The sequence below is a fragment of the Mesorhizobium sp. WSM4837 genome, assembly GCF_055811435.1.
Genome location: NZ_JBVVQE010000048.1, coordinates 38145 through 54712, shown reverse-complemented (window position 1 = coordinate 54712; position 16568 = coordinate 38145). Strand labels below are relative to the sequence as shown.

The window sequence follows — 16568 nt, the reverse complement described above, 5'->3', positions numbered from 1 at the left end:
CCGCCCCCCCCGCCGCCCCCCCCCCCCCCCCCGCCCCCCCCCCACCCCCCCCCCCCCCCCCCCCCCCCCCCCCCCCCGGCGCCCCCCCCCCCCCCCCCCCCCCGCCCCCCCCCCCCCCCCCCCCCCCCCCCGGGGGGGGCCCCCCCCGGCAACGCCAGCCTGGCATTCCTGTTCATCGCCCTAAGCCTTCTCTTCCTCCCCCTCTTCCTCCCCCTCACCGCTTTCGCCGCCGAATTGCCTGCCCTGACCGGGCGGGTCGTCGACAATGCCGGCATCATCGACGCCGCAACCGAGGCGGCGCTGACCCGCAAGCTTGCGGATTTCGAGGCCGAGAGCTCTGACCAGATCGTCGTCGCGACGCTTCCTGGCCTCGACGGCGAGGAAATCGAGCCCTACGCCAACCGGCTGTTCCGCGCCTGGAAGCTCGGCCAGGCCGGCGAGGACAATGGCGTGCTTTTGCTGGTCGCCAAAGACGACCGCAAGATGCGCATCGAGGTCGGCTACGGGCTGGAAGGCACGCTGACCGACCTGCACACCAGGCTGATCATCGAAAACGACATGGTGCCGGCCTTCCGCGCCGGCGATTTCTCCGGCGGCATAATGAAGGCCGTCGACGACATGGTCATGGTGCTGGAAGGCAATCCGGAAGAGCTGGAAGCGCGCGGGACCCGCAACCAGCAGCCGCCGTTCAACACCGACGATCTGTTCTTTGCGATCTTCATAAGTATATGGGCGATCATCTTCTTCGGCAGCATCGCCGCCTCCATCCTGCCGCCGATCTTCGGCCGGAAACTCGGCCCCGGCCGCTATCGCTGGCTGGGCATGACCTTCGAGCCGGGCCGGCGATCTTCTGGCGGCTGGTCGTCCGGCGGGGGCGGCTGGTCGTCGGGCGGAGGAGGCTCAGGCGGTGGCGGGTTTTCGGGCGGCGGCGGCTCGTCCGGTGGCGGCGGATCTTCAGGAAGCTGGTGAGACACGACATGGCAACTCGACCGATCAGCCCCGAGGACCATGACCGCATCGCCAAAGCGATCCGCGTCGCCGAATCGAAGACCGACGGCGAAATCTACTGCGTGGTCGCCTATGCCAGCGACGGCTATTTCTTTCCGGCGGCCTTCATGGCGACGCTGGCGATGCTCGTCGTTAGCCTCGCCGTCAGCTACGGGCTGGAAGCGTGGTGGCTGTCGATCCGCTTGCCGCATTTCGTCATTGCCCAGCTTCTGGCGATGGCCTCGGTGCTTGTGCTGTTGTGGGCGCTGCCCGGCTTGCGCATCCATCTGGTGCCGAGACGGCTGCGCTACCAGGCCGCGCACGCCAATGCGATAAAGCAGTTCCTCGCCCGCAACGTCCACCGCACCACGGCGCGCACCGGCGTGCTGGTGTTCGTTTCGATCGCCGAGCACTACGCCGAAGTGATCGCCGACAGCGGCATCGACAGCCGTGTCGGCCAGCATGTCTGGGACGGCGTCGTCCGCGACCTTACCGCGCATGCCCGCGACCATCGTCTCGCCGACGGCTTTATCAAGGCGATCGAAGCGACGGGTGCGGTGCTGGCCGAGCATTTCCCGGTTTCTTCCGGCGACAGCAACGAACTCGACGATCATCTGGTCGAAATCTGAGTCGCTACGAACGGTTTTTTCAGCACTCAACGGCACGTCTATCGTCTGTGCGAAAGCTTGGGAGCGGCTGACCGGACTCTTGCAATCGGGCGATGCGGGTTTATGGTTAACCAATCATGAAGACGCTGAGCATCGACATCAGGAAAGCCGAGCCGCGCGACGCAGGCGCCATCGCCGACGTGCACCTGCTGGCTTGGCGCGGCGCCTACTCCGGCATCATCCCGCATCGCACGCTGACATCGATGATCAACCGCCGCGGCGCCGACTGGTGGGCGAACGCCATCCGCCGCGCCGCCACCGTCCTGGTTGTCGAGATCGGCGGCAAGGTTGCCGGCTACGCCACGATCGGCAAGAACCGCGCCCGCGAGCTCAAGCAGCAGGGCGAGATCTACGAACTTTACGTGCGCCCGGAATATCAGGGCATCGGGCTCGGCAGCCGGCTATTCTCGGCAGCACGGGCGCGACTGGCAGACCACGGGCTGAAAGGCATGGTGGTGTGGGCGCTGGAGGACAACCAGAACGCGCTCACCTTCTATGCCGGCACCGGCGGCCGCGACGTCGCCGAGGGAGTCGAGGTTTTCGAGCAGAAGGCTCTGAAGAAGGTCGCCTTCGTCTGGGAATGACGGCTCGACACGCCTCTCGCCAGCACCCTCAGCCGATTTCAGTACCATTCGCCGCATTGCACCATGCGCCGCTGCCCGCTATCGGTTTCCAATCGAAAGAGGGACAAAGCCATGCGTATCGAAGCCATCGCCATCGGAAAGAACCCGCCGGAGGACATCAACGTCATCATCGAGGTGCCGATCGGCGGCGAGCCGATCAAGTACGAGATGGACAAGGAGGCCGGCACGCTGTTCGTCGACCGCTTCCTGCACACCTCGATGCGCTATCCCGGCAATTACGGCTTCGTGCCGCACACGCTGTCGGGTGACGGCGACCCGATCGACGTGCTGGTCTGCAACACGCGGGCGCTGGTGCCGGGCTGCGTCATCAATGTGCGGCCGATCGGCGTGCTGGTGATGGAGGACAATTCCGGCCTCGACGAAAAGATCATCGCGGTGCCTTCGCCCAAGCTGACGCTGCGCTACGAGAACGTCACCGAATACACGCACCTGCCCGACATCACCCGCCAGCAGGTGCAGCACTTCTTCGAGCACTACAAGGATCTCGAACCCGGCAAATGGGTCAAGATCGAGGGCTGGCACGATGCCGCCTACGCCAAGAAGATGATCGTCGAGGCGATCGAACGGGCCAAGGCAAGCAAGTAGTAGCCGAACGCCTGAAGTTGCGAGCAAACTGCTGGCGTAGCGCCGCCCCTCATCCGCCTGCCGGCACCTTCTCCCCGTGAACGGGGAGAAGCCCGCTGACCTCGACCTTGGCGCCCATTCAGCAACGGTGGTAATTGGCGAAACCATTGATGGCTGCGTCTTTCTCCCCGTCACTATACGGGGAGAAATGCCCGGCAGGGCAATGAGGGGCAGCGCTGACCGACGTTACTTTTCAATGCGACGCGCTCCTAATTGTCGACGCGGCCGAAAGCGGGCGCGTTGCCGATAACCACGCGCTTGTCCTTGCCGCAGGCAAAGGTCCGCGCCTTCTCGTCGGCGAGCTTGCGTGCCTGGTCGTTCGCGCCGGGGTTGCCGGTGGCCAGCACCAGGCCGACGGTGCAGCCTTCATAGGTCTCCGGCTGGGCGACCTTGGCGACGATCAGCACGTCGGTCGGCTTGTTCTCCACCTCGGGATTGCTGATCGAGCGCCGATGGATGACCGCAAACGGGACGGCGCGATCGCCGTTCGTCTCGATGCGCCACTCGAGTTTGGATGCGGCCGTGTTGAAGGCGACAAAACTTTCCCAGACTGCGGTCATGTCGCTGGGCGGAAAACCATAAAACAGCGATTCGCGGGCGTCGTCGTAGGCGATCAGCACCGGGTAGCCGCGATAGCCCGAACAGGCGAGACTGGCCCAGTCGCCGTCGCCTTCCTCCGCTTGCGCGTAGGTCACGCAGTCCTTCTTCCAGTCGAGATCGGTGTAGGCGCTGGAAATGTCGCCGGCCCGGGCAGGCTGGCAGAGGCCGGCGAGGGCAAGCGGGATCAGCAAAAGAGCACGCATCGCGGGCAACTCCGTTTCGGGGCTGCCGCACGGTATCGTTAATCGCTATTTCTTCAAGCTCGCTTCGATCAGCAGGTCGGCGTTGCGGGCCACGGACTTCGCCGGTCCGCCGGCCCCGAACAGTTGGCCACTGATATAGGCGCCTTCGATCAGAAGCAGCAGCCCGTCGCCCAGCGTCTCGGCGTCGCCGGCACCCATCGCCGCCGCCATGGCGCGCAGGCGTCGGCGCAATTCCTGCTTGTTGGCCTCACTCACCACCCGGGCCGGGTGGCCACGTTCGGGATATTCGACGGCCGCATTGGTCATGCCGCAGCCGCGATAGTCGGGCTTTTGCGTGCGCTTGCCGATGCGGGTCAGGAAGGCGGCGATCTGCGTGCGCGGATTGCCGGGATGGGCAGCCACCGCCGCGTCGAAGCGGGCCCAGAACTCGAGGTCGTATTGCCGCAGATAGGACGCGGCCAATTCGTCCTTGGAGGGAAAGCTGCGATAGAGGCTGGGCTTGGTGACGCCAGCGCGTCGCACGATCTCGTCGACGCCGATCGCCCTGATGCCTTGCCGGTAGAACAGGTCGCGGGCAACGCGAAGGATTTTTTCGCCCGCGCGGGGCCGTTCATCCGCTTTGATCGCTGGTTCAATGCTTTTCATTCTTGGACGTGCCGTTGCCTGCTTGACAATGTTACCGATCGGTACGTATGCTCCCATGCGTTGCAACGTACCGGTCAGTAACATGATAGCTCGATCCCGCCCGTTTGGCCAGCGCTATGCTTTCGTCGTGGTCGCCGTCATTTTCCTGTGCCTGCTGATCGCGGCGGGCCTGCGGTCGGCGCCGGCCGTCATGATGCTGCCGCTGGAGGAGAGTTTCGGCTGGCGGCGCGATGTCGTCTCGCTCGCCGCGGCCATCGGCATCTTCCTCTACGGCCTGACCGGGCCGTTTGCCGCGGCACTGATGGAACGGATCGGGCTGCGCCGCACGCTGCTGGCGGCGCTGGTGCTGATGTCGGGCTCGACGGCGCTCAGCCTGTTGATGACCCAGCCCTGGCACCTGCTTCTCACCTGGGGCGTATTCTCCGGCGTCGGTTCCGGCGCGGTCGCCACGGTGCTCGGCGCCACCATCGTCAATCGCTGGTTCAAGACCAATCGCGGCCTGGTGATGGGGCTGATGTCGGCCTCGGCCGCCACCGGCCTGCTGGTGTTCCTGCCATTGCTCGCCGCGCTCGCCCAGTCGGGCGGCTGGAAGCCTGTCGCCATCGCCATTGCGGTCGCCACCGCCTGCCTGGTGCCGCTGGTCTGGCTGCTGGTGCCGGAACGGCCGTCGGCGATCGGCATGGTGCGCTACGGCGCGGACGTCGACGACGTGCCGCCGGTTGCGCCGGCCTCGCAGGGCAATTTCCTCACCCACACGCTCAGCACGCTGCGTTGTGCCGCCGGCACGCGGGTGTTCTGGTATCTGTTCGCCACTTTCTTCATCTGTGGCTTCACCACCAACGGACTGGTCGGAACGCACCTGATCGCGTTTTGCGGCGACATGGGCATCGGCCAGGTGCAAGCCGCCGGCCTGCTGTCGCTGATGGGCATCTTCGACCTGATCGGCACGACGCTGTCGGGCTGGCTCACCGACCGTTTCGACCCGCGCAAGCTGCTCGGCGTCTATTATGGCATCCGCGGCCTGTCGCTGATCTATCTGCCTTATTCCGGCTTTTCGTCGACCAGCCTGATCATCTTCGCCGTGCTCTACGGATTGGACTGGATCGCCACCGTGCCGCCGACGCTCAGGCTGTCGAACGAGGCGTTCGGCGACCGCAGCGGGCCGATCGTCTTCGGCTGGATCGTCGCCGGCCATCAGGTGGGTGCAGCGGCGGCCGCCTTCTTCGGCGGCACCATGCGTGAATTGCAGGGCAATTACGAACTTGCCTTCCTCATCGCCGGCATGACGGCAATAGCCGCAGCCTGCATCTCGCTGTTGATCAACACCAGCCGTCCGGCCTTCGAGCCGAACCCGCAGGCGGCTTGAGCTATAACGGCCGAGCGCTAATCTCCCCCCTTGAGGGGGAGATGGCCGCGGAGCGGCAGAGGGGGTCGGTCCGACCGGGCTCGGCCCCTTATCGCAGACGCAGGAGGTCGGCGCTCCACGCGACACGACCCCCTCTGTCGCCTTCGGCGACATCTCCCCCTCGAGGGGGGAGATTAGCCAGCCTGTTGATCGTCAGAAAACCTTCATGGTTTCGAGATGTGCGTGAAACATTGAGGCTGGACCTTGGCGGCGACGTTTAAGCCATCCAGGAGACAGCCATGAACAAGATTTCGCGCCGCGCTTTTGTCACGTCGGCGAGCGCCGCCGGCCTCGTCGGCGTATCGGGCCTCGCGCTTCCCTATTATTCGCGCGCCAATCAGCGGCCCGCCTTCACCCATGGCATCCAGTCGGGCGATGTCGACGCAACCAGCGGCGTGGTGTGGACGCGGACCGACCGCCCTTCGCGCGTCATGTTCGAGGTCTCGTCGACGGAGAATTTCGCCAATCCCTTGCGCCTTGCGCCGCTCGATACGTCGCCGGCCAGCGATTACACGGTAAAGCGGCTGCTCACCGACCTCACCTCCGACCAGGACATCTTCTACCGCATGGTCGCGGCCGATCTTGCCGACATCAACGCCGTCTCCGAGCCGATCGTCGGCCGCTTCCGCACGGCGCCGGCCTCGAAACGCGACATCCGCTTCGCCTGGTCGGGCGATACCGCCGGCCAGGGCTGGGGCATCGACGACACCGGCATGAAGACCTATGCCACGATCGGCAAGCATACGCCCGACTTCTTCCTGCATTCCGGCGACACCATCTATGCCGACGGCCCGATGAAGGACGAGGTCGAGCTGCCCGGCGGCAGCAAGTGGAAGAACAAGGTCCTCATCGACGAAAAGCGCAAGGTTGCCGAGACGCTGGACGAGTACCGCGGCCAGTGGAAGTACAACATGATGGATAAGAACGTGCTGGGGCTCAACGCCATCTGCCCGACCTTCTACCAGTGGGACGACCACGAGGTGGTCAACAACTGGTCGGATTCGAAGAACCTGAGCGCCGACGACCGCTACTCGGAAAAAAACATCCATGTGATGGCGGCACGCGCGGCACGCGCCTTCCACGAGATGACGACGATCCGCTACGAGCCGTCGGAACCGGGCCGCGTCTATCGCAAGATCGCCTACGGGCCGCTGCTCGACGTCTTCTTCCTCGACATGCGCTCCTATCGCGGCGCCAACGGTCCTGGCATGCAGGATACGGTGACGCCGCAATCGCGCATCCTGGGCGAACAGCAGATGAAGTGGCTGAAGCGCGAACTGGCAAACTCCAACGCGACCTGGAAAATCATCGCCGCCGACATGCCGCTCGGCCTCGTCGTCTGGAACGACGCCACCAACAAGGCCGGCGCCGAGGCCGTCAGCAATGGCGACAATGGCCTGGCCAAGGGCCGCGAATTGGAAATTGCCGACCTCCTTCGCTACATAAAGAATGCCGGCATCACCAACACCGTCTGGCTGACCGCCGACGTGCACTACACGGCGGCGCATTACTACAATCCCGACAAGGCGCAGTTCCAGGACTTCAATCCGTTCTGGGAATTCGTCTCGGGTCCGCTCCATGCCGGCACCTATGGACCCAATGATTTCGACATGACCTTCGGCCCGGAGCTGAAATTCATCAAGGCGCCAACCGCCGAGCAGGGGCAGAACCTGCCACCCTCGGCCGGCCTGCAGTTCTTCGGCCTCGTCGACATCGATGGCGCCACTGAACAGATGACGGTGCGGCTGATGGATCGCGACGACAATGAACTCTACAAGGTCACGCTCGACCCGGTGCATTCGGCGTGAGGGGACTGGCGCCTGTTCACCCTCCCCTTGCGGGGAGGATCGGCGAGGCGGCTTCGCAAAGCGAAGCTCCGCTTCGCGGATCGACCCTCCCCACAAGGGGGAGGGTAAGGCGCGGTCGTCAGTCTGGATAGCAAACGGTCGGAATATTGGGCCAAACAGCGCTGTCGCAGTTGGCGGCCTCCTGCCTTTGCTTGAAGGCGGCGCTGACCGGCCCGGTCACCACCGGGTCGACGCCATCGGGAGCGTCGGCAAACAACTGCTCCGCCGTTCGGGTGTCGGACGGCAGGGCAGGCTCCGTCGACGTCGCGGCCGACTGTGCCACGCCTGCCGCAAGCAGGACGGCGAGGGCAGCCCATGCAAGGATTGGCCGGTATCTGATGCCCGTTTTGCTCATGAAATTTGAACTGTCCCGACCGTGAAAGGTTCCGCTTTGGTTAATAATTCAATTTCACACCAAGACGCTTAAGATTTGGTGACCATCTATTTGGTGGCACGCCTCCTCTTTCGCAATTGCGAAAAACCCTGTATGAGCCGCCCAACCGAAAGAGGCAGCGCCTTTTGGCCTGCTGCCTGCAACGCTCCCGAGACCACAACATGAAAATTCGTAATATCGCGATCATCGCGCACGTCGACCATGGGAAAACCACCCTCGTCGACCAGCTCCTGAAACAGTCCGGCTCATTCCGCGACAACCAGCGCGTTGCCGAACGCGCCATGGATTCGAACGACCTCGAAAAGGAACGCGGCATCACCATCCTGGCCAAGGCGACCTCGGTCGACTGGAAGGACACCCGCATCAACATCGTCGACACCCCCGGCCACGCCGATTTCGGCGGTGAAGTCGAGCGCATCCTGTCGATGGTGGATTCGGCGATCGTGCTGGTCGACGCCGCCGAAGGGCCGATGCCGCAGACAAAATTCGTCGTCGGCAAGGCGCTCAAGGTCGGATTGAAGCCGATCGTCGTCATCAACAAGATCGACCGGCCGGACGCCCGCCACGTCGAGGTGGTCAACGAAGTGTTCGACCTGTTTGCAGCGCTCGACGCCACCGACGAGCAACTCGACTTCCCGATCCTTTACGGCTCGGGCCGCGACGGCTGGGTGTCGGAAAACCCCGAAGGTCCGAAGGACCAAGGCCTGGCGCCGCTGTTCGACCTCGTCATCAAGCACGTGCCGGCGCCGACCGTCCACCCCGGCCCGTTCCGGATGATCGGCACCATCCTGGAAGCCAATCCGTTCCTTGGCCGCATCATCACCGGCCGCATCGAATCCGGCACGCTGAAATCCAACCAGGCGGTCAAGGTGCTGCATCATGACGGCACCCAGGTCGAAACCGGCCGTATCTCGAAGATCCTGGCTTTCCGCGGGCTCGAGCGCCAGCCGATCGACGAGGCGCAGGCGGGTGACATCGTCGCCATCGCCGGCCTGTCGAAGGGCACCGTCGCCGACACGTTCTGCGACCTGTCGGTGACCGAGCCGCTGCATGCGCAGCCGATCGATCCGCCGACCGTGACGATGTCGTTCCTCGTCAACGATAGCCCGCTGGCCGGCACCGAGGGCGACAAGGTGACCAGCCGCGTCATTCGCGACCGCCTGCTGCGCGAGGCCGAAGGCAATGTCGCGCTGAAAATCGAGGAATCGCCTGACAAGGATTCGTTTTTCGTCTCCGGCCGCGGCGAATTGCAGCTTGCCGTGCTGATCGAGACGATGCGCCGCGAAGGGTTCGAGATTGCCGTGTCGCGGCCGCGCGTCGTCATGCAGAAGGGCGAGAACGGCGAGTTGCTCGAGCCGGTCGAGGAAGTCGTCATCGACGTCGACGAGGAGCATGCCGGCGTCGTCGTGCAAAAAATGTCGGAGCGCAAGGCCGAGATGGTCGAATTGCGCCCGTCAGGCGGCAACCGCCAGCGCATCGTCTTCCACGCGCCGACGCGCGGCCTGATCGGCTACCAGTCGGAACTGCTGACCGACACCCGCGGCACCGCCGTCATGAACCGGCTGTTCCATGCCTACGAGCCTTACAAGGGTGAGCTGCCGGGCCGCACCAACGGCGTGCTGATCTCCAACGAGCAGGGCGAGTCGGTGGCCTATGCGATGTGGAACCTGGAAGACCGCGGCCCGATGGTCATCGATCCGGGCGTCAAGGTCTATCAGGGCATGATCATCGGCATCCATTCACGCGACAACGACCTCGAAGTGAACGTGCTGAAGGGCAAGAAGCTGACCAACATCCGCGCCGCCGGCAAGGATGAGGCGGTGAAGCTGACGCCGCCGATCCGCATGACGCTGGAACGCGCGCTGGCCTGGATCCAGGACGACGAGCTGGTCGAAGTGACGCCGAAGACCATTCGTCTGCGCAAGCTCTATCTCGACCCGAACGAGCGCAAGCGTTTTGAGAAATCGGCGAAAGTGGTCGGCGCGGCGTAAGGCGGCGTCTCATTGAAGGGGATCGGCGCTGCCCCTCATCCGCCTGCCGGCACCTTCTCCCCGTGAACGGGGAGAAGACCGCTGAGCGCACCCTCGGCGTTCATTTCTTGCAAAGCTGGTAATTGGCGGAACCGTCGATGACAGCGCCCTTCTCCCCGTTGACGGGGAGAAGATGGCGGCGGCCAGATGAGGGGCAGCGCCGACGCCTTTTCAGGGGGCAAAGTTCTCTGCAAGCTGCAGGGGTGCCAAACCGCCGCTGATCGGGTATCCTTGGGCTCTCTGACGCTCGAAGGCACTCACATGCACGTCACCTCGCTTTTGATCTTCGCCGCCGCCCTTTTCGTCGCCGCGGGCTCGCCCGGCCCCTCGATTGCCGCCCTGGTGGCGCGGGTTATCGCAAAGGGCTTTCGCGACGTGTTTCCATTCCTGCTCGCCATGTGGATCGGCGAGGCCATCTGGCTGTCGCTGGCGGTGTTCGGGCTGGCGGTGGTGGCGCAGACCTTCCATCTTGCCTTCGTCGTGCTGAAATGGGTCGGCGTCGCCTATCTCGCCTACCTCGCCTGGAAGATGTGGACGGCCCCGGTCGAGGCGCGCGAAGGCGAGATGCCGCGCGAGGAGTCGGCCGTCAAACTGTTCTTTGCCGGCATGGCGGTGACGCTCGGCAATCCCAAGATCATGATGTTCTACCTGGCGCTGCTGCCGACCATCATCGATCTCGCCTCAGTGACGGTCGTCGGCTGGATCGAGCTGACGCTGACCATGGCCGTGGTTCTGGTCGCCATCGATCTGGCCTGGGTGCTGGCGGCAGCGCAGGCGCGAAAACTCTTGAAGAGCAGGCGGGCGATGAAGATCGCCAACCGCGTCAGCGCCACCACCATGGCCGGTGCCGCGGCGGCGATTGCGGCTCGATCCTGAGCCGGTCGTCAGCCCATTTCGATGATCGGCGCGATCTCGACGCTGAAACCCGGGTCCTTCAGGATAGGACAATCCTTGGCCTTGGCGACGGCATCGTCGATGTCGTTCGCTTCGATGATTGTGTAACCGGCGGTCGGATTGCTGCCGCCATTGTTCTCGACTTTGCCGCCGGGCAGCACGGTCTTCGACATGCCGACCGGATTGCCACCGTCGACCACGGCCGAGCCAAGCTTGCCGTACCAGCCGTTCCAGGCATCCATCGCCGCTTGCCGTTCGGCGTCGTCGGTCGGCATCTTGCCGGAGCCGTGATAGACATAGAGAAATTTCGCCATGTTCTCCTCCGTTGATCTTCCGTTGATCGGCGGGCGTCGAACCGACATGCGGTCACGCCGCAGGGCGATCATCGGACCAAACCGAAAAACAAGCAACGAGAATGCGAATCACTAATGTGAGGTCCAGTTGGCTCGCAATCGCCATGCTCTCACCGCGCCATCGCCTGGTATGTCGGTGAAGGCGCGCAGCTTCGTCTCGTCGAAAGCGTAGGCCAAAAGCACATTGGGAACGAGGCCGAGCTTCTCCTCGCATTTGGCGAAATAGGCTTTCGTCGCTTCGCTCAGTTCCGCAGGCGCGAGGTCAAGTGCGACGATTTTGTCTTTTATGGCGGATTTCTCCTCATTTTCGCTGACCCACCGGCGAATCCCGACATTTCGTCGCAAGCGGTCAAACCTTTGTCGCCAAATATCGGTCATCTGCTACCATAGTCGCAAAACATATGACGGGAGGGATTTAGCGACATGGCCGGCCTGAAATCTGCAAAGCAGTTGAAAAAGATAAGCACGGCCAAGGGCAGCGAGAAACCCGGCAGGCTTGCCGATTACCTGCTGGCCCGTGCGCCGGCCGAAGATGTCGCCGCCTATGAGGTCACCGCACTCGAACGTGCCGCCGATCTCGCCGGACGCGCCGTCGCCAGGCACAAGAAGGGCGATTGCGTCGTCGCCATAGACGTCGATTCCGGTGTCGTGCGCCAGGGCAGGCCGATGACGGTGATCACCGTCGTCAACGACAACATGCCGTTCCTGTTCGATTCCATCCTCGGCGAGATCACCGAGAGCGCCGGCGAACCGCTGCTGGTTACCCATCCGGTCATCGTCGTCAGGCACGGCAAGAGCGGCGTCGACGAAATCCTCGGCGATGGCGGCTTCGCCAAGGGCGATTACAGTCATGAACGGCTGAGCGTCATCCACGTCCATATCGGCCGTCTTTCGTCCGAGCAGGCCGAGGCATTGGCTGACCGGCTGAAGAAAATATTGGGCCAGGTGCGCGCCGCCGTCACCGACTGGAAGCCGATGCTGGCCCGCCTCGACCAGGCAATCTCCGAGTTCCGCTACGCTCCGGTGCCGCTCGACAAGGCCAACGTCACCGAAGCGATCGCCCTCCTCGAATGGCTGCGCGACGACAATTTCACCTTCCTCGGCATGCGCGAGTTCAAATATACCGGCGGCGAGAAGAGCGGCACCCTGGAGCGCACCGAAAAGCCCGGCCTCGGCATCCTCTCCGATCCCGACGTGCTGGTGCTGCGGCGCGGCACCGAAGCGGTGTCGACGACGCCGGAAATCCGCGCCTTCCTGCACGGGCCGGAACCGCTGATCGTCACCAAGGCCAATGCCAAATCGTCGGTGCACCGCCGCATCTATCTCGATTACATCGGCGTCAAGACCTACACCGCCAAGGGCGTGCTTGCCGGCGAGCTGCGCATTGTCGGCCTGTTCACCTCGACTGCCTACACGCGCTCGGTGATGAAGATCCCCTATCTCAGGTCGAAAGCCGAAACCATCATCGCCAAATCCGGTTTCAACCCTGAAGACCACTCCGGCAAGGCACTGATCAACGTGCTGGAGAGCTATCCGCGCGACGAGCTGTTCCAGGTTCCGGTGCCGATCCTGCGCAAGCACGCCGAAGCCATTCTGGGGCTGATCGAGCGGCCGCGCGTCAGGGCGCTGGTGCGCGCCGATCAGTTCGACCGTTTCGTCTCGATCCTCGTTTTCGTGCCGCGCGACCGCTACGACAGCGTCGTGCGCGAGAAGATCGGCACCTATCTGAAGACGATGTTCCAGGGCCGGCTTTCGGCCTACTACCCGGCCTTCCCGGAAGGCGGGCTGGCTCGTGTCCACTTCATCATCGGGCGTTCCGGCGGCAGGACGCCGAAGGTCGACCAGGCGACGATCGAGGCAGCGATCCGCGCCATCGTGCGGACCTGGGACGACATTCTGCGCGAGACCGCCGAAGAGACCGGCGCCGATGCGGCGCTCACGGCGATCGCCTCGCGCTTCTCGGGAAGCTATCGCGACAGCTTCTCACCGGCGGAGGCGCTGGCCGATGCCGGGCGCATCGCCAGGATCAGCGCGGCCAATCCGATCGCCATCGACTATTATCGTCATGCCAACCAGGAACCGCATCAGGCGGCGCTGAAGATCTATCACCATGGCAGCCCGGTGGCGCTGTCGCGACGGGTGCCGGTGCTGGAGAACATCGGTTTCCGCGTTATCAGCGAGCGCACCTTCGAGGTCGGGGACGAGGCTTCCGACATGATCAATACTGATCAGCCGGGCATGGTCTTCATCCACGACATGGAACTCGAAAACAGCTACGGCAAGCCAATCGACCTTGGCGACCGCGGCGCGCTGTTCGAAGACGCGTTCCTTTCCGTCTGGCGCGGCGACATCGACAATGACGGCTATAACGGCCTTGCCCAGACCGCCGGCCTGTGGTCGGCCGAGATTTCCATCCTGCGCGCCTACGGCCGCTATCTGCAGCAGGCCGGCATCCCACAGAGCCAGGATTTCATTGCCGCCGCGCTCAACCGCTATCCGGAGATCGCGCGTGGCCTGCATGAGCTGTTCGTCGCCCGCCTCGGACCGACGGCGCAGACGGACGGGGCGGTCGCGGCCAGGCACCTCAAGGCCAAGATCAGGGATGCGCTGGAAGAGGTTCCCAACATCGACGACGACACCATCGTCCGTCGCTACCTCAACCTGATCGAAGCCTCGCTGCGCACCAATCATTTCGTTCCCGATCTGAAGGAGAAGGGCCAGTCGCTGGCGATCAAGCTCGATTCGCAAGCGGTCGACGGCCTGCCGGCGCCGCGGCCGTGGCGGGAGATCTTCGTCTACGGCTCCGAAGTCGAGGGCGTGCATCTGCGCTTCGGCCCGGTCGCGCGCGGCGGCCTGCGCTGGTCGGACCGCGCCCAGGACTACCGCACCGAGGTGCTCGGTTTGGTCAAGGCGCAGCAGGTCAAGAACGCGGTGATCGTGCCGGTTGGCGCCAAGGGCGGTTTCTATCCGAAGAAGCTGCCGATGGGCGCCGGCCGCGACGCCATCTTCGAAGCCGGCGCGTCCGCCTACAAGAATTACGTCTCCAGCCTGTTGTCGATCACCGACAATATCGGCCTGGACGGCGTCATTCCGCCGGCTCAGGTCGTGCGGCGCGACCAGGACGACCCCTATTTCGTCGTCGCCGCAGACAAGGGCACGGCGACCTTCTCCGACACCGCCAACGCCATCAGCGAGAAGCATGGCTTCTGGCTCGACGACGCCTTCGCCAGCGGCGGCTCGGCCGGCTACGACCACAAGAAGATGGGCATCACCGCCAAGGGCGCCTGGGAAGCGGTCAAGCGACATTTCCGCGAGATGAACCGCGATATCCAGACCACACCCTTCACCGTTGTCGGCGTCGGCGACATGTCGGGCGACGTGTTCGGCAACGGCATGCTCCTGTCCGAGCAGACCCGGCTGATCGCCGCTTTCGACCATCGCGATATCTTTATTGACCCTAATCCCGACATGGCGGCTTCGATGGCCGAGCGCCGGCGCATGTTCGCTCTCGCCCGTTCGAGCTGGCAGGACTACGACAAGACAAAACTGTCCGAAGGCGGCATCATCGTTTCGCGCAGCCAGAAATCGATCACGCTGCCGCCGGCCGCGGCCGCGGCGATCGGCCTCGGCAAGACGACCGCCTCGCCGGTCGAGATCATGAGCGCCATCCTTAAGGCGCCGGTCGATCTTTTGTGGTTCGGCGGCATCGGCACCTATCTCAGGGCATCGACGGAGACCAACCAGGACGCCGGCGATCGCGCCAACGATGCTATTCGGGTGACCGCGCTCGAAGTGCGCGCCAAAGTCATCGGCGAGGGCGCCAATCTTGGCGCGACGCAGCGGGCCCGCATCGAGTTCGGGCTGAATGGCGGGCGCTGCAATTCCGACGCCATCGACAATTCGGGCGGCGTCAACTGCTCCGACGTCGAGGTCAACATCAAGATCGCGCTGGCTTCCGCCATGCGCAAGGGGGCGCTGACCCGCCCAGCGCGCAACAAGCTTCTCGCCGAAATGACCGACGAGGTGAGCGCGCTGGTGCTGTCCAACAATTACGAGCAGACGCTGGCGCTGTCCCTTGCCCGCAAGCGCGGCCTTGCCGATATCGCCCATCAGAGCCGTTTCATGGCAGCGCTCGAGGCGCGCGGCCTGCTCGACCGCAATGTCGAAGCTCTGCCGTCGCCGGCAGGCCTTGCCGAACGCGAGGCGCGCGGCGAGCCGTTGACCAGGGCCGAGCTCGGCGTGCTGCTGGCCTATGCCAAGATCGTGCTGTTTTCCGACATCGTCGCCAGCGACGTGCCGGACGATCCGCATTTCGACCGTGACCTGATGGGCTATTTTCCGGACCGGATGACGAAGAAATTCGCGGCCGAAATCCATGGCCATCGCCTGCGCCGCGAAATCATCGCCCGTGTCATCGCCAACGATCTGGTCAATCGCGGCGGCCCACCCTTCGTCAACAGGCTGCAGGAAGCAACCGGCCGCAGCGCGGCCGACGTGGTCCGGACTTTCGCTATGGTGCGCGACGGCTTTGGCTTGCCGGCGCTCTATCGCCAGATCGACGCGCTCGACAACCAGATCGACGGGCAGGTGCAGCTCGACCTTTATCAAGCCGTCAGTCGGCTTACCTATGTCGCCAGCGGCTGGTATCTCAAGAACGATACCAGCACCGCTCCGCTGGGCCAACGGATCGCCGAATTGCAGAACGCCCGCAAGGCACTGGAGCCGAAGCTCCCTTCGCTGCTTCCGGCCTTCTCGCGTGAGCGGATAGAGGAGCGGCGGCATGGTCTGGCCAAGGGCGGCGCGCCCGAACAGCTGGCAGAACATCTGGCGCTGATCGATGTGGCCGGCGTCGTGCCTGACATCGCGCTGACGGCCCGAACGGCGAATGCCGACATCATCGCCGCCGCGAAGGCGTTTTTCGCGGTCAGCGATGCCTTCCGCATTCCGCGCGTCGAGGATGCGGCGCGCTCGATCGCGCCGTCCGACTACTACGATCAATTGGCGCTTTTCCGCGCCACCGACACGATCGGCGCAGCCAGGCGCGGCATCGCCGTGGCGGCGCTCACCGGCCATGCCGGGGCGGCGGACCCGGTGGCGGCATGGCTGGAGGCCGGCGGCGAGAGGGTCGGGCGCATCCGCGAGCGGCTGCAGGCGCTGACCGAGGGCGGCGACATCACCGTGTCGCGGCTGTCGGTGGCATCGGGGCTGATCAGCGACCTGACGGCGCTGTGAGAAGTCTTCCACATCGCGCGCGATTGCCGGCAGGAACTGCGC

General features: G+C 64.3%; 13 protein-coding genes and 1 pseudogene. 9 read left to right on the top strand and 5 right to left on the bottom strand.

Going from position 1 to position 16568, the window contains the following annotated elements; all coding sequences use genetic code 11:
* Positions 1-159 precede the first annotated feature (159 nt).
* From AC0L3D_RS24605 to ppa, 4 genes are all read left to right on the top strand, one after another.
* The gene (locus AC0L3D_RS24605) at positions 160-969 is read left to right on the top strand and encodes a TPM domain-containing protein (protein WP_473646087.1); all 810 of its coding nucleotides are present in this window, start codon (positions 160-162) and stop codon (positions 967-969) included.
* An 8-nt stretch (positions 970-977) separates the two neighbouring features.
* Positions 978-1616: a TPM domain-containing protein gene (locus tag AC0L3D_RS24600; RefSeq protein ID WP_473530301.1), complete on the top strand. Its 639-nt coding sequence runs from the start codon at positions 978-980 to the stop codon at positions 1614-1616.
* Between the two features lie 116 nt (positions 1617-1732).
* Positions 1733-2239, top strand: a complete 507-nt coding sequence (locus tag AC0L3D_RS24595) for a GNAT family N-acetyltransferase (protein ID WP_473646086.1) — start codon at positions 1733-1735, stop codon at positions 2237-2239.
* Positions 2240-2350: 111 nt separating this feature from the next.
* Complete coding sequence (gene ppa / locus AC0L3D_RS24590; RefSeq protein ID WP_023800478.1) at positions 2351-2884, top strand: inorganic diphosphatase; 534 nt, start codon at positions 2351-2353, stop codon at positions 2882-2884.
* A gap of 248 nt (positions 2885-3132) precedes the next feature.
* Here ppa and AC0L3D_RS24585 read toward each other — a convergent pair whose 3' ends face one another.
* Positions 3133-3726: a hypothetical protein gene (locus AC0L3D_RS24585; protein ID WP_128248088.1), complete on the bottom strand. Its 594-nt coding sequence runs from the start codon at positions 3724-3726 to the stop codon at positions 3133-3135.
* Positions 3727-3771: 45 nt separating this feature from the next.
* A complete protein-coding gene (locus AC0L3D_RS24580; RefSeq protein WP_473646084.1) occupies positions 3772-4371 on the bottom strand; it encodes a TetR/AcrR family transcriptional regulator in 600 nt (199 codons plus the stop codon).
* 82 nt (positions 4372-4453) lie between these two features.
* On the opposite strand from AC0L3D_RS24580, the gene AC0L3D_RS24575 reads away from it, so the two are divergent.
* A complete protein-coding gene (locus tag AC0L3D_RS24575; RefSeq protein ID WP_473646082.1) occupies positions 4454-5737 on the top strand; it encodes an MFS transporter in 1284 nt (427 codons plus the stop codon).
* Positions 5738-6015: 278 nt separating this feature from the next.
* Positions 6016-7584, top strand: a complete 1569-nt coding sequence (locus AC0L3D_RS24570) for an alkaline phosphatase D family protein (protein WP_473646081.1) — start codon at positions 6016-6018, stop codon at positions 7582-7584.
* Positions 7585-7702: 118 nt separating this feature from the next.
* Here AC0L3D_RS24570 and AC0L3D_RS24565 read toward each other — a convergent pair whose 3' ends face one another.
* Entirely contained in the window at positions 7703-7978 is a 276-nt protein-coding gene (locus AC0L3D_RS24565; protein ID WP_023800473.1) for a hypothetical protein, read from the bottom strand.
* A gap of 200 nt (positions 7979-8178) precedes the next feature.
* Between AC0L3D_RS24565 and typA the strand changes: the two genes are divergently transcribed.
* Both typA and AC0L3D_RS24555 read left to right on the top strand, forming a co-directional pair.
* Positions 8179-10008: a translational GTPase TypA gene (gene typA / locus AC0L3D_RS24560; RefSeq protein WP_027154593.1), complete on the top strand. Its 1830-nt coding sequence runs from the start codon at positions 8179-8181 to the stop codon at positions 10006-10008.
* 300 nt (positions 10009-10308) lie between these two features.
* The gene (locus AC0L3D_RS24555) at positions 10309-10923 is read left to right on the top strand and encodes a LysE family translocator (RefSeq protein WP_023800471.1); all 615 of its coding nucleotides are present in this window, start codon (positions 10309-10311) and stop codon (positions 10921-10923) included.
* Positions 10924-10931: 8 nt separating this feature from the next.
* Here the strand turns inward: AC0L3D_RS24555 and AC0L3D_RS24550 are convergent, their stop codons facing one another.
* Both AC0L3D_RS24550 and AC0L3D_RS24545 read right to left on the bottom strand, forming a co-directional pair.
* Entirely contained in the window at positions 10932-11255 is a 324-nt protein-coding gene (locus AC0L3D_RS24550; RefSeq protein ID WP_023800470.1) for a YciI family protein, read from the bottom strand.
* A gap of 159 nt (positions 11256-11414) precedes the next feature.
* Positions 11415-11582, bottom strand: a pseudogene (locus tag AC0L3D_RS24545) (peroxidase-related enzyme); the annotation flags it as partial.
* A 135-nt stretch (positions 11583-11717) separates the two neighbouring features.
* Here AC0L3D_RS24545 and AC0L3D_RS24540 point away from each other — a divergent pair.
* Complete coding sequence (locus AC0L3D_RS24540; RefSeq protein ID WP_473646079.1) at positions 11718-16526, top strand: NAD-glutamate dehydrogenase; 4809 nt, start codon at positions 11718-11720, stop codon at positions 16524-16526.
* Positions 16527-16568 lie beyond the last annotated feature (42 nt).